Raw genomic sequence first — 23,536 nt, forward strand, 5'->3', positions numbered from 1 at the left:
AGGCGATGAATGGCTATTTTTGGATGTTTTTGCTTTTATTGATCGTCTTGAGTGCGCTTATTGTGCACTCGAACCAGAAGCGCATTAAGCACATGCGCGCAAGAAACTACCAGTGGTATCGGGCCACCTACCCTGACGCAATGCGCGGAAGTCGAGTCGTGTGCCGTAGTTGCGGCAACGACCGAGTTCATGTCCGCAATATCATGCAGCACACGTTCATGCGGGAGCACTTCTGTAGCCAGTGTGGCGAGAGCCTTTACTACAGCCGGGAAGGCAAGGTCTAGCCAGGTCGAGGCTCGGGACATTCATCGATGCTTGCTCGCGCGATGGCGCACTCATCGAGCACGGCCGCACGGTCGTTTTGCTCGTCGTGCGATATGTAGGTCGTGCCAACACGCTTCGGCACCAGATCGGAGCGGTGAGCAAGTCAATGCGGACGATATGCGCCGCTCCTGTCTGTCACGAAGACCTCGGGCATGCGATGCGGCCGCCCTGTTGCACCCGAACACCTGGCACGTGGTACGCCCATGCTTTCCAGATGCGGGGCTCTGACACATCTGCCGATCCGCACCCTGCGTGGCGGCTTCTTGATTCGCCTATCCTTGACCCTTCGCCGTCAGGAACGCAGGGCGCCGCATCTGCCAAAGCATCCAGACACTCCCCACGCCCACGGCAACCGCGCCGACCCATGCCGTACTGGTGAGCCCCATCGCTTCCAGACTGGCGCCACCCAGCAGCGAACCCAATGCGATACCGCCATTGAACCCGGCGATGTTCAGGCCGGCCGCAACCGCGGGCGCTTGCGGTGCATGGACGTGCGCCAGCCCGATGACCCGCGCCTGCAGGGCCGGCACCGCTGCATAGGTCAGCGCACCGAGCAGGCCGGTCAACAGCGCCATCAGCGGCAGAGATGGTGCCGATAGCCGGATCGCCAGCAGTACCACCGCCAGGCCGGCCAGCACCGTCATCACGGCCGCATCCGCGCCCTTGCGGTCGGTCAGGCGGCCGCCCCACACATTGCCCATGGCCGCCATCACGCCGTAACCCAGCATCAGCAGACTGGCCGTTCGCTCTGAAACGTGCGTTACCTGCAACAGGATGGGCGAGATGTAGGTATAGAGCGAGAACGACCCCGCATAGGCCAGCACGGTGATACCGGCCCCAGCGAGCAGGGGCGGATTGAACATGGCATGCAGGCCGTCCATCGCATTGGCCTGAGCCGAGGCATCGTTGCGATCGGTCGGCATCAGGGCCAGCAGGCCCAGGAAGCCGATCGCGCCGCTGGCGGCCACGGCCATGAAGATGGCCTGCCAACGCCACACGCTGCCCAGGTAGGTGCCAAGCGGCACGCCCAGTGCCAGGGCCAGCGTGAGGCCACCGAACACCACGGCCACCGCCGCGCCCGCGCGATGCCGGCCCGCCAGTTGCGTGGCCACGCTGGACGCCACGGCCAGAAACACGCCATGCCCCAGCCCCGACGCGAAGCGGGCCACCAGCATCGGCGCCAGCGTACCGGACAGGCTGACGACGGCATTGCCCAGCGTGAACAGTGCCATCGCCACCAGCAGCAGGCGTTTGCGCGGCCAGCGCGTGGCCAGTGCCGTGAGGCCCGGCGCACCGATCACAGCGCCCAGTGCATAGGCCGTTACTGCTGTGCCCACGTGGCTGACGCTGGCATGCAGGTCAGCGGAAATGATGGACACCAGGCCGATGGTGACGAACTCGGTGAAGCCCAGGGCGAATGAGCAGAGCGCGAAGACATAGATGACGAAAGGAATGCGCTCGTTCATGGCTCAGTTCCGCGCTGCCGATACTGCTGCCGGCAGCGGCCGGATCGCTGCGACGGAATCGGCCGGCCCTGTGCTGTCATGGCGGGTCAGGACGTCAAGAATGTGTTGGATCATCAGCAACTCCAGTTGGGATAGGCCGGTGAGTGCAACTCCCGGGGGAGTGAGGCGAGGCGGCACCGGACGAAGCGTGTCAGTCTCGCGGACTCGCTATATCCTTTGAATGACCAAAATAGCCAAACACTTTCTACGAATCGACCCAAATGACCCTGCGCAATCTCGACGACCTGTCGGTGTTCGTGCAAGTGGTGGAGCGCCAGAGCTTCTCCGCCGCCGCGCGCGACCTGCACCTGGCGCCCAAGACTGTGAGCAAGCAGATCGCTCGGCTGGAACAGGCGCTGGGCACCACGCTGTTCGAGCGCAATACCCGCCATCTGCGGATTACCGACGAAGGCCGCGCGATCGCCGAACGGGCGCGGGTGGCGCTGGGTGTGCTGGAGGAATTGCAGGAGCTGGCGACCGGCGGCAGCCAGGAACTGAGCGGCATCATTCGCCTGACCGCGCCCACGCCGTTTGGCCGCAAGTTCGTGGCAACGGCGATTCAGGATTTCTGCCGCCTGCATCCCCGGGTCGGCTTCGACCTGCGCCTGTCCGATCAGGTGCAGGATCTGTATGGCGGCGACCTGGATATGGCGATCCGCATGGGCGAGCTGGCCGACTCGCGACTGGTGGCTCGGCGCATCGCCGACAACCGGCGCGTCCTGGCAGCGTCTCCCGCCTACCTGAAAGCGTATGGCCGGCCCGAAAAAACCGAAGACCTCGCGCAGCACAACTGCCTGGTATTCGCCTATCCCGGCTTGCTGCAAAACACCTGGCCTCTGCGCAAGGGCGGCCGGGAGCATGCTGTTGCGGTCAGCGGTACCTTGTGCAGCGACAACGGCGAGGTGCTGCATGCGTGGTGTCTGGCCGGATTGGGCATCTCGCTGCGTGAGACCTGGGATATCCATGAGGAATTGCGCGATGGACGGCTGGTGCGCGTGCTGCCGGAATGGGAAGCGACGCCCTCGAAGATCAGCATCGTGCGGGCGCGGCGCGAACCCGTGCCGCGCCGGCTGATGGCGTTCAGCGATTTTCTGTTCGAACGTTGGCGGCACGCGCCGTGGGACGCAATCTGACGATCCAGCATTGAGGGAGGGAGCCGCATGCAGATGGACGAAGCACCGACCCATCGTGCGAGCGAATAGCACGGCGCCTGGTTCTCATTCCAGCGCCTGGGCGGCTTTGGCCCACCGATCACCGCCAGCAGGTCCATGCCTTCGGCCGATGAACGTCCTCGGGCGCCCCCGGCACAGGGGCCGGATGGGGAGGAGCCATCCGGCCGGAGTGCGGTTCTCCCGGCACTGCTTGCCCGATGCCGGGTATTCGGTATAATGAACCAGTGTTCGAAATGTCGAACGCGAGAAATCAAGCATCCAGAGTCGGACTATCCGACGCCAACCTGCCCTCCCGGGCAAGGTGGACGCCTTCGAGGCGATGCGGCCGATTTACGGCAACGAAACGGGAGCAGCATGGCTGGCACCGGTTCGATAACCACTCATCCGGAGCAACCATGCGTCAAGCTACCTCTGCTTCCCACCCGGCAGTCTGTGAAGACTGGTCGCAGTTCCTTCCTGGTTTCACGCTGACGCATACGGTTCATCTCGTGTCGAGACGGAATCCGGGCATCGTCTCGACCGCGGCTGCTGTGCTCGAAGGTGAAACCGCCACGGTCGACCGTTGGGCCATCACCCGTTGTGGTGACGTTCTCGAGCAAAAAATCGTTCTCGGGGAGATGACGGAAGGGCAAGCGGTGCGACTGCGCGAACGACTGGCCGCGCTCGATGGCGTACTGCGCACGAGGGTGGAGCATCATTTCGTGCGGGGTGGGGCGGTTGCCTCCTGAAATTCACCGGTGCCAATCGCGGCCTGGGTCTGGCTTTTGCGCGAGAGGCACGTCGTCGCGGGGCGGCGAAAGTCTATGCGGGCATGCGCAACACGAGCGGTTTCGACGAGCCGGGCGTTGTGCCGGTCAGGATCGATGTCACGGATCCAGCGTCGATCGCCGAGGCCGAGAAACTGGCTATCGAACGAACGGCGATGGGGAAAATGGTTGGCTTCCTGGAACGCGACGGCTTCGTCACGATCAAGCCGTCGCCCAAGGACGGCCGAAGCCGCCTGATCGAGTTCACCGAGGAAGGGCGGCGCCTGCACGAAAGGGCGGCTCCTCTCTGGCGGGAGGCGCAGCGGGAGTTTGAGCAACTGAATGTCACTGCCCCAGCCCATCGCGCTGCTGCTCGCTTGTCGTGGATTGTTGTAGTCTGGGCACTGCGATAGTGCGGCGCGCCGGCCTGCTGCCGAACTGACAATGAACCTATGATGTGTCGCGCAGGCGACCGGTGAACTCGAACGGTTGGACCGTTACCGATCGCTTGATCCTGCCGATCTCATAGTCGACCGATCCGCCAGAAAATCAGGAGTTTGTCGTGTTTCACCGGAGATCCATGTTGGGCCGTCTGAATGTCGCGTGCGTCGTCGCCGTGGCGATCATGCTGGCCCCAGTCGCGTCGCGTGCAGCGGCCGACAATGTCAACGAAACGGCGAGCGTCGCGCCTGCCGTTTCGGCCAACACGTCGCTCACGCGGCCGATTGTCGGCGACGATCCGGTTGCGATTAGGGACGCACTGGAGAAGCTGCACGTCAAAAGCGCGTCCCCGTCCCTGAGCGATCGCGTTCGCAGCCTGGTCCCCGGCGTGGCCGACAAGCATGGCCAGAACGCCGACCTGGCCGCGGTCAACCTGGATCGTGAGGTAACTTTCCTGGTGCCGGTGTCGTACGGGCTGCGATATCAGTCGCAGAAGCATCTGTTGAACGTGGACGTCGACCTGGTCGACGCCGACGGCGAAGGCCGGACAGGCATCCTGCTCAGAAAGGTCATTACCGGGCCGCGAGGGCGAGGGCTCGTGATCGCACCCGAGGCGAAGGCAAAAGGCTATATCCAGCAGATCGACATCATCGAACTCGATCCCGGAAAAGGCAGGAAGTCCACCGTGCGCGGCCGCGTGAGGCTGTCACCCGCTGCGTACGCGCAAACGCATGGCGGGTTCGTGTTCGCTCTTTCCGGGCACCTGGTCCGGCCGTACCTGACCGAACACATCGAGCACGCCGAGCCGAGCAACGACGAGCCGACCGACATCACGACGAGGACTTCGAGGTTGTACCTGGATATCGAATCCATTTCGCTCGTGAGTCCGGCGAGTGGTGCGGTGTTGTTGAAGAAGCTGAGTCTCTCGCAATAGCGGGTTTCTTGCGCGAGTCTTTGGCCGGTAAGGGGCTCCGCAACGGAACATTTCGAGCGTGCGGGGTTGAGCGAGCGCACGCTGCAGCAGCGTTTTTCCAGCGATGTGAGCGTGACGCCGAAGCGGGTGATCTGTCGATCTCGCGGAACTGGCGCATGCCCTCTCGGGTATCTCGCTCAGGCTCACTTGATGCGCGATATCCGCAAGCTGGCGGGGAAGACTCGGGCGGAGTATCGGCGGGAGCATGGTCGCGGGTGACGCCGCGGCACACGGCGGCGGCGCCACGTCAGGCCGGATCGTGCTGCTGCGGAAACCGGGCGACGTCAGCCTGACCGTTGCTCGGTTGCGATGCGGGCAAGTCATTCCGGAAAACGTCTCGCGCTGCGCGTCGTCATGCCCGACCCGAATCGCTGATTCGGAGACCCTCACTCCACCGTCACCGACTTCGCCAGATTCCTGGGCTTATCAATATCCGTCCCCCGTGCCAGCGCAGCGTGATATGCGAGCAGTTGCATCGGCACCGTATGCAGAATCGGCGAAAGCGGCCCGTAGTACTCGTTGAGTCGAATCACCTCGATCCCTTCACTCGGCACCAACCCGCAGTCCACATCCGCAAACACAAAAAGCCGGCCATTCCGCGCACTGACCTCATGCATGTTCGACCGTAGCTTTTCAAGCAGCATGTCATTCGGCGCAACTGCAATCACCGGCATTTCGTTACTCACCAAAGCCAGCGGCCCATGCTTCAGCTCCCCTGCCGGATAAGCTTCCGCGTGAATATACGAAATCTCCTTCATCTTCAGCGCGCCTTCGAGCGCGATCGGATAGTGCATCCCGCGCCCGAGAAACAGCATGTTGTCGCGTCGCGCGAGCAACTCTGACCACGCCATGATCTGCGGCTCCAGCGCGAGCACCTTCGACATCGCATCGGGCAGATGCCGCAGCGCACGCAGATGTTCCTTTTCCTCGTCGTCGCTCAACCGCCCGCGCACCTGCGCAAGCGACAACGTCAGCAGGAACAACGCAACGAGCTGCGTCGTAAAAGCCTTCGTCGAAGCCACCCCGATTTCGATCCCCGCACGCGTGACGAACTGCAGCGCACATTCGCGCATCAACGCACTCGTCGCGACGTTGCAGATCGCGAGCGTATGCATCATCCCGATGCGCTTGGCGACATGCACCGCACCGAGCACATCGGCCGTCTCGCCGCTTTGCGACACCGCGACGACCAACGTGCGCGGATTCGGCACACTGTCGCGATACCGGAACTCGCTCGCAATTTCCACGCTGGCCGGCAGCTTCGCGATGCTCTCGATCCAGTATTTCGCGGTGAGCGCCGCGTGATAACTCCCACCACAAGCGAGCAACAACACCGAATCGACGTCATTGAAAACCCGCCACGCGCCGTCACCGAACAACTCCGGCATGATCGAAGACACATCGAGCAACGTATCGGCCACTGCCTGCGGCTGCTCGAAGATTTCCTTCTGCATGTAGTAGCGATACGACCCGAGATCGGCCGCGCCGCTATGCGCGGCGACCCGCTGCACCGCGCGCTCGACGCGCTGGCCCGCGGCGTCGACGATCCAGTAGCGATGCAGCTGGATATCGGCAACGTCGCCGTTCTCGAGGTAAGCGATCCGATCGGTGATCCCCGACAGCGCAATCGCATCGGATGCCAGAAAATTCTCGCCTTCGCCGACCCCGACCACGAGCGGCATCCCGTCGCGCGCGCCGACGATCCGGTGCGGTTCGTCGCGACACATCACCGCGATCGCATAGCTGCCGCGCAGTCGCGCGACCGCGCGCCGGACTGCATCGAACAGATCGCCGTCATACAGGTGGTCGATCAGGTGCGCGATCGCCTCGCTGTCGGTCTGGCTCGCGAACACATAGCCATGCGCCTGCAATTCCGCGCGCAGTTGATCGCAGTTCTCGATGATCCCGTTGTGCGACAGCGCGATGCGCGCATTGGCGTCGCTCGGCGAGAAGTGCGGATGCGCGTTGAGCGTGACGGGCGCGCCATGCGTGGCCCAGCGCGTGTGCGCGATGCCGGTGTAGCCCGACAACGCTTGCTCGGCGATCTCGCGCTGCAGGTTCGCGACGCGGTCGACGCTGCGGGCGCGCGCCAGCGCCCGGTCGCGGTAGACCACGACGCCGCACGAATCGTAGCCGCGGTATTCGAGCCGCTTCAGGCCGTCGACCAGGTTCGGCAGGATGTCCCGCTGGGCAACCGCCCCGACAATTCCACACATATCGCGCTCCGTAAATGTCCTGTCTGGATCAGTGAGAGCGATGGTAGAGCGGCCTAAATGGAATTAAATTTCAAAATACAGACACAAATGAAATGATTGGCAGATCGTCTATCATGCTGAAATTAAATTTCACGTCCTGACCGGAAGGAGCCGCTGATGGCCGGCATCACCCTCGACGATCTCGACCTGCGCATCCTCGCGATCCTGCAGGACGACGCGTCGGTGTCGAACCTGCAACTGGCCGAGCGCGCGCTGTCGTCGCCGCCCACCTGCATGCGCCGCGTGCGGCGGCTGACGGAGGCCGGCGTGATCCGCCGGCAGGTCGCGGTACTCGATCCGGTGGCGATCGGCACGGCCGTCACCGCGCTGATCGAGATCAGCCTCGACCGGCAGACAGCCGAAGACTACGACGCGTTCGAAGCGTACGTGTGCGCGGAGCCGGCCGTCACGCAGTGCTATCGCGTGTCGCCGGGGCCGGATTTCGTCGTGGTGGCCGATCTGGCCGACGTCGCCGAATACGACGAATTCGCGCGACGCTTGTTCACCGGTGCGTCGAACGTTCGCAACGTGCGGACGTTCTTCTCGACGCATCGCGCGAAATTCGAAGCGAACGCGCGGGTTGCGCATGCGATGCGCAAGCGCGCATGAAGTGATCGCACCATTGTTCGCAAGGCGTTCGCGAATGCCTTCGCGACGGCATCACGCAGCCGCGTCAGCCGCATCCACCAATTGCAGCGGCTTGCCATACCCGAAGCAATGCGCGGGTTCCGGGAACACACGCTGCCGCACGTCGTGCGCGTACTGACGGATCGCATCGCGCATCACCGCGTTCGCATCGGCATAACGCTTCACGAAGCGCGGCGTGTACGCATCGAACGCGCCGATCATGTCCTCGGTCACGAGCACCTGCCCGTCGCACGCGGGCGATGCGCCGATGCCGATTGTCGGGATCGTCAGTGTTTCGGTGATATGGCGCGCGAGCGCTTCGGCCGTGCCTTCAACGACGACGCTGAACGCACCGGCCTGTTCGGCCGAGCACGCGGCGTCGAACACCTGCGCGGCCGAACGCGGGTCCATCCCCTGCGCGCGGAAGCCGCCCGTCGCGTTGGCCTGCTGCGGCATGAGGCCGACGTGCGCCATCACCGGGATGCCGCGCTCGACGAGGAAACGGATCGTGTCGGCCATTTCGCTGCCGCCTTCGAGCTTCACGGCCTGCGCGCCGGTTTCGGCGAGCAGGCGCGCGGCGGAGCGATACGCTTGCGCGGGCGATTCCTGGTAGGTCGAGAACGGCAGGTCGACGACGACGCACGCCTGCGCAGCGCCGCGCACGACGGCTGCACCGTGTGCAATCATCATGTCGAGCGTGACGCGCAGCGTATCGGGCATCCCGTACAGCACCATGCCGACAGAGTCGCCGACGATGATCACGTCGGCCACCTCGTCGACCAGCTTCGCCATCGGTGCGGAATACGCGGTCAGCGACACGAGGCTGCCGATGCCCTTGGTCGATCGGATCGCGGTGACGGTCTTGCGGGTGGTGCGGGTATGAGCGCTCATGAACGGAAGCCATGTGAAAGAAGAGCCGTCACGGTAGCATCGCGCTCGATCGTGCAATGACCTTCGGAGGACGTCTTATGTTGCTGGCGGGACAATCGGGTGACCCTTATGCGGTGCCGCCGATGGCGCGCCTGCCGAGGCCGCTGTACGTGCGTGCGTTCGAGATTCCCGGCAACGCGAATGTCGACGCGCACAGTCATCCGTGGGCGCAACTGATGTATGCGACGAGCGGCGTGCTCGAGGTGTCGACGCCGTCGGGCCGTCACCTGCTGCCGCCGCACTATGCGATGTGGATTCCGCCGCACGTGCCGCACGCGGTGTCGACGCGCGATTGCGTGGCGTTCCACAGCCTGTATCTCGACGCAGCGATCGCGCGCGACGACGTACACGACGATTGCGCGATTCTCAGCATGACGCCGCTACTGCGCGAGCTGGTGATCGCCACGGCCGACTTGCCGGTGAACTACGACGAGACCGGGCCGGACGGTGCGCTCGTCTGCCTGATCGCCGACCGGATCGCGCGGATGCGACAGGCGCCGCTGACGGTGCCGCTGCCGCGCGATCCGCGTCTGCTGAAAATCGCGCGTGCGTTGCATGCATTTCCCGGCGATACGCGCAGTCTCGACGATTGGGGGCATCAGGTCGGCGCGACGCGGCGCACGCTGTCGCGGCTGTTCCGGCAGGACACGGGGCTGTCGTTCACCGAATGGCGGCAGGCGGTGCGGCTGCTTGCGTCGCTGCCGCTGCTCGATGCCGGCGAGCCGATCGGCGCGGTGGCCGCGCAACTGGGCTACGATTCGACGTCGTCGTTCATCGCGCTGTTCCAGGCGAAATTCCGCGTGACGCCCGGCGCGTATGCGAAGCGTGAAGCGCGCCGGCCTGTGCTGAGCGCGTGACGCGGTCGCTTAACGCTACTCAGAACGCGAGCGCCTGCTGCACCGGATGATGAGCGCCGCGCTCGAACCCCGCGCCTTCGAGCGACAGCAGCGCGCGCTTGCGATCGATGCCGCCCGCATAACCGGTCAGGCTGCCCGATGCACCGACCACGCGATGGCACGGCACCATGATCGACACCGGGTTGCGGCCGACCGCACCGCCCACGGCGCGCGCACCGCTCATCGGCAACCCGACGCGCTCGGTGATCTCGCCGTACGTCACGAGCTCGCCGAACGGAATCGCGAGCAACTCCTTCCAGACGCGTCGCTGAAACGCGGTGCCGCGCAAGTGGATCGGCACCGAGAACGTCTCGCGCGTGCCGGTGAAGTATTCGGCGACTTCTTCCGCGACCTTGCGCGCAAGCGGCGACATCGCGCGCGCGTCCGCTTCGGTCACGATCGCAACCGGCGGGAAGTATTTCTGGCCGACGAAGTAGAGGCCCGTCAGCGCATCGTCCTCGATGCGCACGGCGATGTCGCCCAGCGGGCTCGGAATCAGGTGAGCGGGAGTCATCGCAACACATCTCCATGAAGGCGCCACACGTGCAGTGCGGCATACGCGCGCCACGGCGCCCAGCGCGCAGCATGCGGCGCGGATGAGGGCATACGGGCGCGTTCGGTGCGGTCGGGAAGCCACGCATCGTCGGCCGGGAACGCATTCGGCCAGGCCATCGCGCGCATCGCGACGTACTGCACCGCGCGTTCGTCGAAGCCGGGCAGCGCGCGCAGCGCGGCCAGCGTCGCGTCGAGCGGCGCCATCGGTTCGAGCGCGAGCGTGCCGTCGTCGACTGCGCGGGCGAGCGACACGATCGCCAGTGCCGCGTCGCGCGCGATGCCGATCGTTTCAAGGGCGGAAGGCGGCAGGGCGGCCAGCGTCGCGGCGGAAGGCAGCGCGTGCGTGAGGCCCGGCGGCGCGCCTTCCACCGATGAGCCGAAACGTTCGGCGATGCGCGCCAGCACCGGCGTGCCCGCATGTGCTGCCACCAGCCGTTCGCCCGCGATCGCACGGATCGCAATCTCGACGCCGTCGAACGCGCCCGGTACACGCAGGCCCGGCGAGCCGCTCGCGAGTTCGCCGAGATGCGCGTCGATCACGTCGGGGCGGCTGTCGAGATCGAACAGCCGCCGCACGCGTGCGAGCACGGCCGGCACGACCGGCGTCAGCGCGGGCGATACGGTGACGGCCAGCGCGAAGCGCTGCGGTACGTGCGTGACGGACAGCCAGCCGGCGACGCGCCCGTTATCGCCGTTGCCGTTCCGGTTCGGCATGTCGACGACGCGCGCATAACCCGGTGCATCGATTCGCTCGACGCCATCGATCTGCCGCTGCGCGAGAAAGCGCATCAGGTCGTCCCACGCGAACGGCGGCCGATATGGCAGCGGGAACGTCATGTCGCCATCGGCCGATGCACGGGCCCCTTTGCGCAGCCGCAATGGATTGAGGCCGTAACGCTGCAGGAACAGGTCGTTGAAGCGCCGCACGCTGCCGAATCCGGCCGTCGACGCGACGACGGCCACCGGCAGCGCGGTATCGGTCAGCAGCCGCTTGGCCATCAGCAGCCGGTGCGTCTGCGCGAACTCGACCGGCGACACGCCGAACTGCGCGCCGAAGATCCGGCGCAGATGGCGCTCGGTCACGCCGACGCGCTGCGCGAGCGCGTCGACGGAATGGGTGTTCAGGAAACCGTCCTCGATCAGCGTGGCGGCCGCGTCGGCGAGATTGCCGGACAGGTCGAGCAGCCCGTGGCCGGGCGCGAGCTCCGGGCGGCAGCGCATGCAGGGTCGAAAGCCGGCTTTCTCGGCGGCCGCGGCGGTCGGGTAGTAGCTGCAGTTCTGCGCCTTCGGCGGCTTCACCGGGCAGACGGGGCGGCAATACACACCGGTCGTCGCCACGCCGACGAAGAACCAGCCGTCGAAGCGGCGGTTCCGCGAAAGCAGGGCGTCGTAGCAGGTGTCGGGATCGAGGCGCATGGGACGACTGTAAACCATCCCGGCCGCCGATTCTGGCTGGAATCGGACATGTGTATCGGCCACCGTACCCGCGCGCGCCCGTCGGGAAAATCCGGGAAAAACGGTTAATGCCACGCGGCGAAACAGTCGTCTCTTTTGCCACGGCCAATTTGAGATGACTCATCGAAATCCCCGACTGACAGGGCGCCGGCACACGCCCTATCCTTTGAAAAACGTTTTCCAGATTGATCGGCGGAATCGGCCGCGCGCGACAGCGCGCTGTCGTCCGCCCCGGCGCCGGTCGCCGGTCAATGAACATCGTGCGGCGCGACGGGCGCGGCCGCGTATCGGAGACATTCATGCAATCTGCCGTCGTCGGCGCCGTGCGCGCTGCCGCCAGCCGCTACCGCTGGACCGTCTGTGCGCTGCTGTTTTTCGCGACCGTGATCAACTACATGGATCGGCAGATCCTTGGCCTGCTCGCGCCGATGCTCCAGCACGACATCGGCTGGAGCCAGGTGCAGTACGGCCGCATCGTGATGGCGTTTTCCGCGTTCTATGCGCTCGGCCTGCTCGGCTTCGGGCGCATCGTCGACCGGCTCGGCACGCGCATTTCGTATGCGCTGGCGATGCTGGTGTGGAGTATCGCCGCGATGCTGCACGCGGCGGTCGGCTCGGTGATGGGCTTCGCGTTCGTGCGGGCGCTGCTCGGGATCGGCGAGGGCGGCAACTTCCCGGCCGCGATCAAGACGACGGCCGAGTGGTTCCCGCGCCGCGAACGCGCGCTTGCCACCGGCATCTTCAACTCGGGCGCGAACATCGGCGCGGTGTTCGCGCCGGCGATCATCCCGGCGATCGCGGTGGCCTACGGCTGGCGCGCGGCGTTCGTGATCATCGGCGCGATTGGCCTCGTGTGGCTCGCGGTGTGGCTCGTGTTCTATCGCCAGGCCGATACGCGCGCGCTCGCCGCCGAGTACGACGAGCCGCGCGACGAAGCCGAAGCGCTCGACGCGGCGAATGCGAACGCCGGTGCGCCGCGCTGGGGCGAACTGATCCGCAAGCGCGAGACGTGGGCGTTCCTGATCGGCAAGTTCCTGACCGACCCGGTGTGGTGGTTCTACCTGTTCTGGCTGCCGAAGTGGCTCAACGAATCGCGCGGGATGGACATGCAGCACATCGGCCTGCCGCTCGTCTGCATCTATGCGCTGACGACGGTCGGCAGCATCGGCGGCGGCTGGCTGTCGTCGATGCTGCTGCGCGCGGGCTGGAGCGTGAACGGCGCGCGCAAGACGGCAATGCTGATCTGCGCGTGCTGCGTGCTGCCGATCGCGTTCGTGTCGCAGGTGCAGAGCCTGTGGGCCGCGGTGTTGATCGTCGGCCTTGCCGCCGCCGCGCACCAGGGCTGGTCGGCGAACCTGTTCACGACGGCATCCGACCTGTTCCCGCGCCGCGCGGTCGCGTCGGTGGTCGGCATCGGCGGGATGGCCGGTTCGATCGGCGGTGTGCTGTTCTCGGAAGTGATCGGCCAGGTGCTGCAGCGCACGGGCCACTACTGGGTGCTGTTCGCGATCGGCGCGTCGGCCTACCTGATCGCGTTGGGCGTGATGCACATGCTCACGCCGAAGATGAAGCCCGCGCAGCTCGACGCTTGATCGCGTCATCGCATGTCCGCAAACGAACGCGCCGCCCTTGGGCGGCGCGTTTTCTTTTGAAGGCTCGAAGCGGGGCGCTCAGCCGACCGCGGCCGTCGACGCGCGCATGATCAGCCGCGGCTCGAACGTCGAATAGCTCGCATCGGTGCGCCCCGCGAGCGCGTCGATCAGCTTCTGCATCGCGAGCTCGCCCATGTTCTCGCTCTGGATGTCGACGGTCGTCAGCGCGGGCGCCGCGTATTCGCCGTACGGCACGTTGTCGATGCCCGCGACCGACACATCCTGCGGCAGCCGGAAGCCGAGCGACGCGGCTTCCTTCATGAAGCCGAGCGCGATCAGGTCGTTGTAGCAGATCACGGCCTGCGGGCGCTGCGGCCCGAGCATCACGCGCGAGCACGCGCGTTCGCCGGCTTCGGCGGTCGGCGCATGCGCATCGTGCACGTCGAGCGTGAGCCCGGCTTCCGCGAGACAGTCGCGCGCGCCCTGGATCCGTTCGTCGTTCACGCGCGCGGTGCCGAAGCCGAGATACGCGATGCGCGTGTGCCCGAGATTGAGCAGGTGGCGCGCGAGCATGTAGGTCGACAGCCGGTTGTCGATGCCGACGCTCGGAATCGGCAGGCCGGGGCTGCGCCGCAGCAGCACGAGCGGCTTGTTGAGGTCGAGCATCCACCCGGCTTCTTCATCCGGCATCCGCGTGCTGACGATCAGCCCGTCGACGCGCTGCGCGAGCGCTTCGATCAGCGAGCGTTCGCGCGTCTGGTTCTCCTCGGTATCGACGAGCAGCAGCGTGTAGTCGTGCTGCAGCGCGACGCGGTTCGCGCCCTTCACCACGTTCGTGAAGTGCGGGTTGCTGATGTCGAGGATCACGAGGCCGATGGTGCGCGTGCGCCCGGTGATCATCGAGCGCGCGAGCGGGTTCGAACGGTAGCCGAGACGCTCGATCGATTCCTTGAGCCGTGCCTCGACGGTCGGCGAGAAGCGCTGCGTGCCGTTCACGTACTTCGATACCGTCGCGACCGACACGCCGGCTTCCGCGGCCACGTCGCGGATCGTCGGGGAAACTTTTTTCATCGGAAGGGTAACGTTTTCGTTCGATAACGCCGGATTGTGGCAGAAAAAGGGCACGCGCGGCCACGCGGCGATATCGGGAAAGTGCGGATGGCAGCGAACGGGTTCGACCATTGACGTTCGGCTGTGCTGGCGCGTATAGTTGGAAAACGTTTTCCGATTCAGTCAGATTTCAGGTCAGATTCAAGGAAAGGAGATTCGATGAACGCCTCATCCACCGGCGCGCGCAAACCGTTCGGGCGCCTGCTGCTGACGGGCGCGGCCGGCAACCTCGGCCGCCAGTTGCGCGGCGCGCTCGCCGACTGGGCCGACGTCGTGCGCGTCAGCGACATCGCGACGCTCGGCGACGCCGCTGCGCATGAAGAAACCCGCGTCGTCGACCTGGCCGACCGGGCCGCGGTGATGCAGCTCGTCGACGGCGTGGACGCGATCGTCCATCTCGGCGGCATTTCGGTCGATGCGCCGTTCGACGATCTCGTCGGCGCGAACATCACCGGCACGTACAACCTGTACGAAGCCGCGCGCAAGCACGGCGTGAAGCGCGTCGTGTTCGCGAGCTCGAATCATGCGATCGGTTTCCATCCGGTCACGGAAGTGCTCGACGCCGATTCGCCGCTGCGCCCCGACAGCCTGTACGGCGTGACGAAGTGCTTCGGCGAATCGCTGTCGCGCTACTACTTCGATCGCTTCGGGATCGAGACGGTGTGCCTGCGGATCGGCTCATCGTTCGAAGTGCCAAAGAATCCGCGCATGCTCGTGACGTTCCTCAGCTATCGCGACTTCATCGAGCTCGTGCGCTGCTCGCTACTGACGAACCGCGTCGGGCACGCGATCGTGTACGGCGCGTCGGACAACCCGGTGAAGTGGTGGGACAACACGAAGGCCGGCTTCATCGGCTTCCGCCCGCGCGACAGCTCCGAGCAGTTCGCCGGATTGTTCCCGGTGACGGCGCCGACCGCCGACTACGACGATCCCGCGCAGCGGTTCCAGGGCGGCGGGTTCGTCGTCGGCGAGCCGATGGAGCGCAACGCGTCGTAAGCGCCGCCGGCGTGGCCGATCAACGCAGGATGTCGGTCGCCTTGTGCGGTTCGGCGACGCCGTCGATCAGGATCAGCGGGCCGCTCGCATGTCGGGCGCGCAGCGGCTGGATCTGCCGGTACGCATCCGATTCGTACCACGCACGTGCCGTGTCGAGATCGGGAAACGCGATCGCGATCAGGTCGCCGCGCCATACGCCTTCGCGCACCTCCGGCCGCGCGCCGTGAATCACGAAATGGCCGTCGAACGGAGCGAGTGTGCCGTCGATGCGTTCGAGGTACTCGACGATGTCGTCGCACATCTCGACGTCGTGCAGGTGGGCGATGGCGTAGGCGGTCATGGTGGGTTCCTTGGCGTGAGTGCGTCGATGGAGCCATGATCGCGGCGCGGGCTACGCGCGTCGATTACCTGCGACGTAAGCAAAGCTGCATGGCCGGGGAAGGGCGCCCGCGCGTGCCGACAGCCACATCGCGCGTGCAGCACGGTACCGCTTACCCGCCCGCATCGTCAGCCGTGACGCCGCGTCGCCGTCAATGCGGCTTGCTGCAAACCGGATCGGTGTCGCGCCGCTCGGCCGAATCGCACCAGTAACTCGGCCGCCATGCTTCGAACGTGACGGCTTTCGCCGCATTGGCGCGCGTGACGCGCACCGGGTCGGCTTTCAGCGCATCGCCGTCCGGGTCGTCGTTGAGGCGCCAGTTCCGCATGACTTCCCGATGGAACACCCACGTGCGATGGGCTGCGTCGTAGCGAAACGTCACGCGGTCGCGCCAGTGGCTCGGCCCCGCGAAGACGCCCTGTTCGACCGTGAAGGTGCGAGGTTCGATCGTGAGCGCGTTGTCGGCCACGCCGTCCAGATACGGGTCGCCCATCCCGCCTTCGTCGGCTTTCATGATCACGGCGTCGTTGCGCGCCGCCAGCCGATAGTGCCCGTCCTTGCCCGGCAGGAAGATCAGCAGCGGACGCAGCGACGCCTTGCGCATCGAATCGTCGGGCTGATGCGCGACGACGACATAGCCGATGCGGGCGCCGTCGGTCAGTCGTCCTGACGCGGCATCCAGCGCTTCGTAGCCGGCGGGAAGCTGCGCGACGATGTCGCCTGGAAGGCCGGCGGTGTCCGGGCAACGGATCGAAGCCGGCGTGTCGCCGCAGTTCGCGGCGAAGGTGCTGCCGATGCCGAACGTCAGCAGCGCGGCGACGAGGCATCCTTTGATGCGGGGGAGCGTCATGCGGATCGGGACTTGATGAGGATGAGGTCGCGCGGCGGAAGCCGACGGGCACGCGTCGTCTTGTCTCGCCACAGCGCAGGTTGTGTGTGCGTCAGGTGACGCAGTGTAGCCAGTCATGCGCGCTTGCGCGTCGGCCGCGGGACGGGCACGGGCACCGGTGCCGGCGGCTCGTCGGCCTGCGCGCACAGCCGGTCGAGCATCCGTTGCGCGGCGCCCGCGCAATCCTCGCCCGCGGGCTTGTTCTCGATCTCGTCGATCAGCACCTGCAGATGTTGCCGGTTCTGCGCGAGACGCCGTTCGAGCAGCGCGATTTCATCGACCTTGTGCCGCAGCGCGACCAGCAGTTCGTCGCGCGGCCACGCGCCGAGATCGGGCGGCAGCACCGCGCGGATTTCGTCGAGCGCAAAGCCCGCGCGCTGCGCACGGTCGATGATCGCGAGCCGCGTCAACGCTTCCGACCCGTATTCCCGATAGCCGTTTGCCTGCCGACGGGCCGGTTCGAGCAGGCCGCTCGCTTCATAGAAGCGGATGCGCGACGCCGCGATGCCGCTGGCGCGCGCCAGTTCGCCGATTTTCATGCTGTGCTCCAAAGGGGCTTGACCTTAAAGTTGACTTTAAAGTTATCGTTGGGCATCGTCAATCGAGGGTGCCCTCCATGAACCTGTTTACACCGCTGACACTGCCCAACGGGGCGGTGATTCCGAACCGTCTGGCCAAGGCCGCGATGGAAGAGAACATGGCCGATGCGAACCACGCACCGTCCGACGCGTTGCTGCGCCTGTATCAAGCGTGGGCCGATGGCCAGGTCGGCCTGATCCTGACCGGCAACGTGATGGTGGACGGCCGCGCGATGACGGGGCCGAACGGCGTCGTGCTCGAGAGCGATGCGCATCTCGACCGCTTCCGCCGCTGGGCGCAGGTGGCGCGCTCGGGCGGCGCGCACGTGTGGATGCAGATCAATCACCCGGGGCGCCAGATGCAGGCGGCGCTCGGCCAGACGACGCTCGCGCCGTCGGCCGTGCCGCTCGCGCTCGGTGCGTTGTCGAAGCAGTTCCCGGTGCCGAAGGAGATGACGCAAGCCGATATCGCCGACGTGCAGCAGCGCTTCGTACGCGCCGCCCAACTCGCGGAGCAGAGCGGCTTCACCGGCGTGGAGATTCACGCGGCGCACGGCTATCTGTTGAGCCAGTTCCTGTCGCCGCTGACGAACCGCCGGCAGGATCAATGGGGCGGCAGCATCGAGAATCGCGCACGCCTGTTGCTCGATATCGTGCGGGACGTGCGCGCGACGGTGTCGCCGGCATTTGCCGTCGCGGTCAAGCTGAACTCGGCCGATTTCCAGCGCGGCGGCTTCAGCGCGGACGATGCGAAGCGCGTGGTCGAACTGCTGAATCCGCTCGGCGTCGATTTCGTCGAACTGTCGGGCGGCAGCTATGAAGTGCCGGCGATGCAGGGCGAGGCACGCGACGGGCGCACGCTGGCCCGCGAAGCGTATTTCCTCGAATTCGCGCGCGACATCACGGCCGTCGCACGGATGCCGCTGATGGTCACGGGCGGCATCCGGCGCCGCGCGGTTGCCGAGCAGGTGGTCGACAGCGGCGTGGCGATGGTCGGCATCGCGACCGCGCTGTCGATCGAGCCGAACCTGCCGCGCGACTGGCGAGCCGGCAAGGACAGCGCGCCGGTGCTGGAGCCGATTCGCTGGAAGAACAAGGCGCTGGGCGCGCTGGCGAACATGGCCGTCGTCAAGTTCCAACTGACGCGGCTCAGCGAAGGCCGCCGCACGCACCCGCAGGTGTCGCCGCTGCGCGCGCTGGTGAGGCAGCAAATGGCCGCGCAGTGCCAGACGCGACGCTACCGGAAGTGGATGGCGGGGCGCGCGGCAGGCACACGCGCGTGATGCGCGCGCGCGGGGTTGCATCGACCACCCCGCACTGATCGGCCCGCCGCGCGGCGGGTCGTTTCAAGGCTCGATTCCTTCGGATTGCTTTCCGAAATATCGAGCCTGTTTACTGCATTATTCAGGCACCTGAGCGCGATTTCAGCGTGGCATAATCCACCACCTTCATCGCCAGCCATCCTCGTCGCGCGTCATGCACGTCGCCCGTTTCCGCAAGCAAGGCAGCCTGATCGGATTGATCGCAATCCTGATGATGGCGCTCGCCCCTGCGGTCTCGCAGATGATGGCGTCACGTCACCGGCTCGTCGATGCGCTGGCCGTCTATTGCACGGCGAGCGTCGAAGAGGCGGTGGTCGCGCACGACGACGGCAAGCCCGCACATGGCGTCCACGCGCACTGGCAAGCTTGTCCCTATTGCAGCTTCGTTGCCCACGCCGCCGCGCTGCCGGGCCATTCCGTCGCCTTCGCCGTGCCGCTGCCGGATTCACAGCGGCCGATCGTGTCGGCATCGATTCCGGCCCGCATCCGTCTCGTCCATACCGTCGCGCAATCGCGCGCGCCGCCTGCGTTCTCCTGAGTTCGTCTGATTTTCCTGCCTGACACGCCGCCGCTTCGCGCTCGGAGCGAGCGGCCGTTCGTCGCGCGCGTGCGCGACGGCATCGAACGACAACCGGAGAACACACCACATGCCCCGCTTTACCGAACGGCACGCGCCCCGCGCATGCGCCGCGCTGCTGGCCGCCTTTGCCGGCCTGTCCCATGTTTCTTTAGCGAACGCGCACGCCGTGGTCGGCGATCGCGTCTTTCCCGCGACGATGACCGTGGACGACCCCGGTGTCGGCGACGAATTCGACACGCAGTTCGGTCACATCAAGTCCTCCGACGACAGCGGCAACAGTTTCAACGTCAATACCGTGTCGTACGAGTGGGACAAGCTGATCACGAAGAACCTCGCGTTCAGCGTCGCCAGCCAGTACGTGTCGCAGAACGTCCCGGACGGCGGCTCCGCGAAGGGCTGGGACAACGTGACGCTCGGCGTGAAGTACCTCGCCTACACGAACGCCGCGCACGAATTCATGGCGTCGGTCGGCCTGAAAACCCAGATCGGCGGCACCGGCGCGAAATCGATCGCGAATCCGTACTCGACCTTCACGCCGGCCGTCTACGTCGGCAAGGGCTTCGGCGATCTGCCCGCGTCGCTCGGTTACCTGCGCCCGCTCGCGCTCACGGCCGAGCTCGGGCCGAACCTGACCACCGCGTCGTCCGACCAGGGGCCGAATTCGCTCGGCTGGGGCGTGACGCTGCAATACAGCATCCCGTACCTGCAGCAGCAGGTGAAGAACCTCGGCCTGCCGCAACCGCTCAGCAACATGATCTTCGTCGTCGAGGCGCCGATGAGCACCTGCACCGCGGGCGCGTGTTCGGGGCAGACGACGGGGACGCTCAACCCCGGTGTCCTGTGGCTCAATCGCTACGGGCAATTCGGCGTCGAAGCGCAGATTCCGGTCAACCGGGCGAGCGGCCATCATGTCGGCGTGCTCTTCGACGCGCATCTGTATTTCGACGACCTGTTCCCCGGCTCGCTCGGCAAGCCGCTCTTCTGATCGACGGAGAATCGACATGACTGTCCAGACCACGCTGCGCGCTGCCGCCGCCACGCTGTTGCTCGCCGGCGCACAGCTCGCGCACGCGCACGCCTATCCGACCCACCAGGCACCGTCCGCGGGCGAAACCGTGACCGGCTCGCCGAAGACGGTCGCGATCGATTTCGACGACGGGCTCGAACCCGCGTTCAGTTCGATCGCCGTCACCGATGCGCAGGGCCACGCCGTCACGAACGGTAAAGCCGAAGTCGACGCGTCGAACCGCAAGCACATGTCCGTCGCGCTGAACCCGCTGACGCCGGGCGTCTACACGGTGGCGTGGGTCGCCGTCGCGCTCGACGGCCACCGCACGCAAGGGCACTACGCGTTCACGGTGAAGTGACGGCAGGCGCGCTCGTCGACGCGCAGAGCGTGCTGGCGGCCGGGCAGGGCATCCTGTTTGCCGTCGCGACCGGCGCGTTCGCCGTCGTGCTCGTCACGGGGTGCTACGACGTGCAGCGGGATACGGCGCTCACCGGGGCGCGGCTGCTCGGGCTGTCGTAGGGCCGCGTGCTCGCGGCCCCGCTCGCGTGCGCCGCGAGCGCGCCGCTGCTCGGCTGCAACCGGATGGTCGTGCCGCCTGCGCTGCGCATCCGCGCCGAACAGCACGATCCCGGTTGTCCCGCCGCGCAGCGGCGCTTCGACGCAGTGCTCTGCGCCGAGGCCGCCGTCGTGTTCGCGGCGCTCGTGCTCGCCGCCGTGCTCAGCCAGACAGCGCCGACCGCCGGCTCGCCCCGAGGCGGCATCCACGGCTGCAAACATCGAGGGCCCCACGCCGGGGCCCGCTTCACCCTCATTTCCCCTCGCGGTCGAACAGGTTCGGGCCGACCTTCGCGTCGCGATTGTCCCCGGCCACTTATAATGAGAACGATTTTCATTTTTCTTCCGTAGCGTTCTCCCCGCCATGCGCCTCTCGAATCTGACCCAACACACGCCGGCCCTGGTCGACCATGTCGACGACGCGCGGCCCGACGACCCCATCGCCCAGCGCCTGCGCGATCTCGGCTTCGTGCGCGGCGAGCCGGTACGCGTCGTGGCGCGCGGGCCGTGGGGCGCCGATCCGCTGCTGATCCAGGTCGGCTCGACCCGCTTCGCGCTGCGCCGCGCCGAAGCGGAGCGTGTCAGCGTGAGCGTGCAGGAGGGCGGCCAGTCATGAGCGCCACGGCATTGCGTATTGCGCTGGTCGGCAACCCCAATTGCGGCAAGACCGCGCTGTTCAATCAACTGACCGGCGGGCGGCAGAAGGTCGCGAACTATGCAGGCGTCACCGTCGAGCGCAAGGTGGGACGTTTTGTCGCGCCGTCGGGCCGGCAGATCCAGGTGCTCGACCTGCCCGGCGCGTACAGCTTCGAGTCGACGAGCCCCGACGAGCGCATCACGCGCGATGTGCTGCTCGGCCGTCACCCCGGTGAAGCGCCGCCCGATCTCGTGGTGTGCGTGGCGGATGCGACCAACCTGCGCCTGCACCTGCGCTTCGTGCTCGAAGTGCAGCGCCTCGGCCGGCCGGTCGTGCTGGCGCTGAACATGATGGACGCGGCCGAACGCCGCGGCATCAGGATCGACGTCGACGTGCTGGCGCGCGAGCTGGGCGTGCAGATCGTGCAGACGGTGGCCGTGCGGCGCGGCGGCGCGAGCCGGCTCGTCGACGTGCTCGACCGCGCCGTCGCGAACCCGCCCGCGGCACCGGTCGACCAGCCGGCCGCGGCCGACGCGGCCGATCCCGACGCGATCCACACGCGGGTGCGCGCGCTGCTCGCGGCCGCCGTCGTGATGCCGCGCGCCACCGACATCCGCGACGATCGAATCGACCGCTGGGCGCTGCATCCGGTGCTCGGGCTCGTGATTCTCGCGGCCGTGATGTTCCTGGTGTTCCAGGCCGTGTATTCGATCGGCAAGCCGATTACCGATGCGATCGGCGACGGCTTCGGGTGGCTCGGCACGCTGGCCGGCGCGCACCTGCCGGACGGGCCGCTGCGCGGCCTCGTCACCGACGGGCTGATCGGCGGCCTCGGCACCGTGCTCGGCTTTCTGCCGGAAATCCTGGTGCTGTTCCTGTTCATCCTGGTGCTGGAGGAGTCGGGCTACCTGCCGCGTGCCGCGTTCCTGCTCGACCGGATGATGGTGTCGGTCGGGCTCACCGGCCGCTCGTTCATTCCGCTGCTGTCGAGCTTCGCGTGTGCGATTCCCGGCGTGCTCGGCACCCGCAGCATCACCGACCCGCGCGACCGGCTCGCGACCATCCTCGTCGCACCGCTGATGACGTGCTCGGCGCGCCTGCCGGTGTATGCGCTGCTGATCGGCGCGTTCATCCCGTCGCAGCGCGTGCTGGGCATCTTCAACCTGCAGGGCGTCGTGCTGTTCGTGCTGTACGCGGCGGGCATCGGCGGCGCGATGCTGGTGGGCTGGATCATGAAGAAGGTGCGCGGCCCGCAGGGCGAGCACGCGTTGCTGATGGAGCTGCCGTCGTATCGCCTGCCGCGCATGCGCGACGTGGCGATCGGCCTGTGGGAGCGCGGCTCGATCTTCATGAAGCGGCTGACCGGCGTAATTCTCGCGCTGACCGTGCTGATGTGGTTCATCTCGACGTTCCCGTCGCCGCCGGCCGGCGCGGTCGGCCCCGCGATCGACTATTCGTTCGCCGGCTACATGGGACGCGGCCTGCAATACGTGTTCGCACCGCTCGGCTTCAACTGGCAGATCAGCCTGTCGCTGATCCCCGCGTTCGCCGCGCGCGAAACCGCCGTCGCGGCGCTCGCGACGGTCTACGCGGTGAGCGGCGGCGACGCCGACATCGCAAGTGTCGGCCACGCACTCGCCGCCAACTTCTCGGTCGCCAGCGCGCTGTCGCTGCTGGCCTGGTTTGCGTTCGCGCCGCAATGCATGTCGACGCTCGCGGTGATTCGCCGCGAGACGGGTTCGTGGCGCAACGTCGCGATCTCGTTCAGCTACATGTTCGTGATGGCGTATGCCGCGTCGTTCGTCACCTACCAGATCGCGCGGGCGCTGACATGAGCGCGGCCCTTGCCTGGCAATACGCGGCGATCGCGGTGCTGGTCGCCGCCAGCGCGCTCTTCATGTTCCGCAAGCTCGCGCCGAAACTGGCGGCGCGCGGTCAGCGCGCCGCCGCACTCGCATTGTCACGGCCGGGCCGGCCGCGCGCGCTGCGCTGGCTCGGCGCGCGCCTGAT

25 protein-coding genes, 2 pseudogenes and 1 riboswitch are annotated in these 23,536 nt (G+C 66.6%); of the genes and pseudogenes, 18 read left to right on the plus strand and 9 right to left on the minus strand.

From position 1 onward, the window contains the following. The first annotated feature begins 5 nt into the window (after nucleotides 1–5). The gene (locus G3N61_RS04710; RefSeq protein WP_205821717.1) at nucleotides 6–284 is read left to right on the plus strand and encodes a hypothetical protein; all 279 of its coding nucleotides are present in this window, start codon (nucleotides 6–8) and stop codon (nucleotides 282–284) included. A gap of 312 nt (nucleotides 285–596) precedes the next feature. On the opposite strand, the gene G3N61_RS04715 is transcribed toward G3N61_RS04710, so the two are convergent. Next, the gene (locus tag G3N61_RS04715) at nucleotides 597–1,790 is read right to left on the minus strand and encodes an MFS transporter (protein ID WP_205821718.1); all 1,194 of its coding nucleotides are present in this window, start codon (nucleotides 1,788–1,790) and stop codon (nucleotides 597–599) included. A 260-nt stretch (nucleotides 1,791–2,050) separates the two neighbouring features. Between G3N61_RS04715 and G3N61_RS04720 the strand changes: the two genes are divergently transcribed. The 5 genes and pseudogenes from G3N61_RS04720 (at nucleotide 2,051) to G3N61_RS04735 (ending at nucleotide 5,122) form a co-directional block, all read left to right on the plus strand. After that, a complete protein-coding gene (locus tag G3N61_RS04720) occupies nucleotides 2,051–2,962 on the plus strand; it encodes a LysR family transcriptional regulator (protein ID WP_205821719.1) in 912 nt (303 codons plus the stop codon). Between the two features lie 288 nt (nucleotides 2,963–3,250). Next, nucleotides 3,251–3,354, plus strand: a riboswitch (SAM-I-IV-variant riboswitch). Between the two features lie 42 nt (nucleotides 3,355–3,396). After that, nucleotides 3,397–3,729, plus strand: coding sequence for a hypothetical protein (locus G3N61_RS04725; RefSeq protein WP_205821720.1), 333 nt, complete (start codon nucleotides 3,397–3,399; stop codon nucleotides 3,727–3,729). Continuing rightward, a pseudogene (locus tag G3N61_RS40210) lies at nucleotides 3,726–3,896 on the plus strand (short-chain dehydrogenase); the annotation flags it as partial. The gene G3N61_RS04725 and the pseudogene G3N61_RS40210, both read left to right, overlap by 4 nt. After that, a pseudogene (locus G3N61_RS40215) lies at nucleotides 3,894–4,091 on the plus strand (MarR family transcriptional regulator); the annotation flags it as partial. The pseudogenes G3N61_RS40210 and G3N61_RS40215, both read left to right, overlap by 3 nt. A gap of 236 nt (nucleotides 4,092–4,327) precedes the next feature. After that, complete coding sequence (locus G3N61_RS04735; protein ID WP_241017574.1) at nucleotides 4,328–5,122, plus strand: hypothetical protein; 795 nt, start codon at nucleotides 4,328–4,330, stop codon at nucleotides 5,120–5,122. Between the two features lie 425 nt (nucleotides 5,123–5,547). On the opposite strand, the gene glmS is transcribed toward G3N61_RS04735, so the two are convergent. Further along, nucleotides 5,548–7,377, minus strand: a complete 1,830-nt coding sequence (gene glmS, locus G3N61_RS04740; RefSeq protein ID WP_043178597.1) for a glutamine--fructose-6-phosphate transaminase (isomerizing) — start codon at nucleotides 7,375–7,377, stop codon at nucleotides 5,548–5,550. Nucleotides 7,378–7,533: 156 nt separating this feature from the next. Between glmS and G3N61_RS04745 the strand changes: the two genes are divergently transcribed. Then, nucleotides 7,534–8,025: an Lrp/AsnC family transcriptional regulator gene (locus G3N61_RS04745; protein WP_034181959.1), complete on the plus strand. Its 492-nt coding sequence runs from the start codon at nucleotides 7,534–7,536 to the stop codon at nucleotides 8,023–8,025. A gap of 51 nt (nucleotides 8,026–8,076) precedes the next feature. Here G3N61_RS04745 and panB read toward each other — a convergent pair whose 3' ends face one another. Further along, entirely contained in the window at nucleotides 8,077–8,934 is an 858-nt protein-coding gene (panB, locus tag G3N61_RS04750; protein ID WP_205821723.1) for a 3-methyl-2-oxobutanoate hydroxymethyltransferase, read from the minus strand. A 77-nt stretch (nucleotides 8,935–9,011) separates the two neighbouring features. Here panB and G3N61_RS04755 point away from each other — a divergent pair, with 77 nt between their 5' ends. Further along, complete coding sequence (locus G3N61_RS04755) at nucleotides 9,012–9,830, plus strand: helix-turn-helix transcriptional regulator (RefSeq protein WP_205821724.1); 819 nt, start codon at nucleotides 9,012–9,014, stop codon at nucleotides 9,828–9,830. 19 nt (nucleotides 9,831–9,849) lie between these two features. Here G3N61_RS04755 and G3N61_RS04760 read toward each other — a convergent pair whose 3' ends face one another. Together G3N61_RS04760 and G3N61_RS04765 are read right to left on the minus strand one after the other, a co-directional pair. Beyond that, nucleotides 9,850–10,383, minus strand: coding sequence for a methylated-DNA--[protein]-cysteine S-methyltransferase (locus tag G3N61_RS04760; RefSeq protein ID WP_089453748.1), 534 nt, complete (start codon nucleotides 10,381–10,383; stop codon nucleotides 9,850–9,852). After that, nucleotides 10,380–11,858 (minus strand): DNA-3-methyladenine glycosylase 2 family protein, encoded by a 1,479-nt coding sequence (locus tag G3N61_RS04765; RefSeq protein WP_089453747.1) that lies wholly within the window; start codon nucleotides 11,856–11,858, stop codon nucleotides 10,380–10,382. The genes G3N61_RS04760 and G3N61_RS04765 overlap by 4 nt, the downstream gene beginning before the upstream one ends. A 320-nt stretch (nucleotides 11,859–12,178) precedes the next feature. On the opposite strand from G3N61_RS04765, the gene G3N61_RS04770 reads away from it, so the two are divergent. After that, nucleotides 12,179–13,471, plus strand: coding sequence for an MFS transporter (locus G3N61_RS04770; RefSeq protein WP_089453766.1), 1,293 nt, complete (start codon nucleotides 12,179–12,181; stop codon nucleotides 13,469–13,471). A 78-nt stretch (nucleotides 13,472–13,549) separates the two neighbouring features. Here G3N61_RS04770 and G3N61_RS04775 read toward each other — a convergent pair whose 3' ends face one another. Next, nucleotides 13,550–14,653 (minus strand): LacI family DNA-binding transcriptional regulator, encoded by a 1,104-nt coding sequence (locus G3N61_RS04775; RefSeq protein ID WP_205821725.1) that lies wholly within the window; start codon nucleotides 14,651–14,653, stop codon nucleotides 13,550–13,552. A gap of 87 nt (nucleotides 14,654–14,740) precedes the next feature. Between G3N61_RS04775 and G3N61_RS04780 the strand changes: the two genes are divergently transcribed. Beyond that, on the plus strand, nucleotides 14,741–15,577 hold the full coding sequence (locus G3N61_RS04780) for an NAD(P)-dependent oxidoreductase (protein WP_205821726.1): 837 nt from the start codon (nucleotides 14,741–14,743) through the stop codon (nucleotides 15,575–15,577). 19 nt (nucleotides 15,578–15,596) lie between these two features. Here the strand turns inward: G3N61_RS04780 and G3N61_RS04785 are convergent, their stop codons facing one another. The 3 genes from G3N61_RS04785 to G3N61_RS04795 form a co-directional block, all read right to left on the minus strand. Further along, on the minus strand, nucleotides 15,597–15,917 hold the full coding sequence (locus G3N61_RS04785) for a DUF1330 domain-containing protein (RefSeq protein ID WP_205821727.1): 321 nt from the start codon (nucleotides 15,915–15,917) through the stop codon (nucleotides 15,597–15,599). 190 nt (nucleotides 15,918–16,107) lie between these two features. Further along, nucleotides 16,108–16,806: a hypothetical protein gene (locus tag G3N61_RS04790; protein WP_205821728.1), complete on the minus strand. Its 699-nt coding sequence runs from the start codon at nucleotides 16,804–16,806 to the stop codon at nucleotides 16,108–16,110. Nucleotides 16,807–16,919: 113 nt separating this feature from the next. Next, entirely contained in the window at nucleotides 16,920–17,384 is a 465-nt protein-coding gene (locus G3N61_RS04795) for a MerR family transcriptional regulator (RefSeq protein WP_175022382.1), read from the minus strand. Between the two features lie 77 nt (nucleotides 17,385–17,461). Between G3N61_RS04795 and G3N61_RS04800 the strand changes: the two genes are divergently transcribed. The 8 genes from G3N61_RS04800 to G3N61_RS40220 all read left to right on the plus strand — a co-directional run. After that, on the plus strand, nucleotides 17,462–18,706 hold the full coding sequence (locus G3N61_RS04800; RefSeq protein ID WP_205821729.1) for an NADH:flavin oxidoreductase/NADH oxidase family protein: 1,245 nt from the start codon (nucleotides 17,462–17,464) through the stop codon (nucleotides 18,704–18,706). Between the two features lie 193 nt (nucleotides 18,707–18,899). Further along, complete coding sequence (locus G3N61_RS04805; RefSeq protein ID WP_205821730.1) at nucleotides 18,900–19,283, plus strand: DUF2946 domain-containing protein; 384 nt, start codon at nucleotides 18,900–18,902, stop codon at nucleotides 19,281–19,283. Nucleotides 19,284–19,392: 109 nt separating this feature from the next. Beyond that, nucleotides 19,393–20,310: a hypothetical protein gene (locus G3N61_RS04810; RefSeq protein ID WP_205821731.1), complete on the plus strand. Its 918-nt coding sequence runs from the start codon at nucleotides 19,393–19,395 to the stop codon at nucleotides 20,308–20,310. Between the two features lie 16 nt (nucleotides 20,311–20,326). Beyond that, nucleotides 20,327–20,692, plus strand: coding sequence for a copper resistance protein CopC (locus G3N61_RS04815; protein WP_205821732.1), 366 nt, complete (start codon nucleotides 20,327–20,329; stop codon nucleotides 20,690–20,692). Further along, the gene (locus G3N61_RS04820) at nucleotides 20,689–20,853 is read left to right on the plus strand and encodes a hypothetical protein (protein ID WP_205821733.1); all 165 of its coding nucleotides are present in this window, start codon (nucleotides 20,689–20,691) and stop codon (nucleotides 20,851–20,853) included. The genes G3N61_RS04815 and G3N61_RS04820 overlap by 4 nt, the downstream gene beginning before the upstream one ends. A gap of 400 nt (nucleotides 20,854–21,253) precedes the next feature. Next, the gene (locus G3N61_RS04825) at nucleotides 21,254–21,505 is read left to right on the plus strand and encodes a FeoA family protein (protein WP_031402528.1); all 252 of its coding nucleotides are present in this window, start codon (nucleotides 21,254–21,256) and stop codon (nucleotides 21,503–21,505) included. Continuing rightward, complete coding sequence (locus G3N61_RS04830; RefSeq protein WP_205821734.1) at nucleotides 21,502–23,361, plus strand: ferrous iron transporter B; 1,860 nt, start codon at nucleotides 21,502–21,504, stop codon at nucleotides 23,359–23,361. Before G3N61_RS04825 ends, G3N61_RS04830 begins: the two co-directional genes overlap by 4 nt. Further along, on the plus strand, nucleotides 23,358–23,536 hold a 179-nt coding region (locus G3N61_RS40220), incomplete at its 3' end, for a DUF6587 family protein (protein ID WP_346778548.1). The genes G3N61_RS04830 and G3N61_RS40220, both read left to right, overlap by 4 nt.

It is taken from the genome of Burkholderia sp. Ac-20349, from assembly GCF_017104865.1.
In the GTDB taxonomy this organism is placed as follows: Bacteria; Pseudomonadota; Gammaproteobacteria; order Burkholderiales; family Burkholderiaceae; genus Burkholderia; species Burkholderia aenigmatica.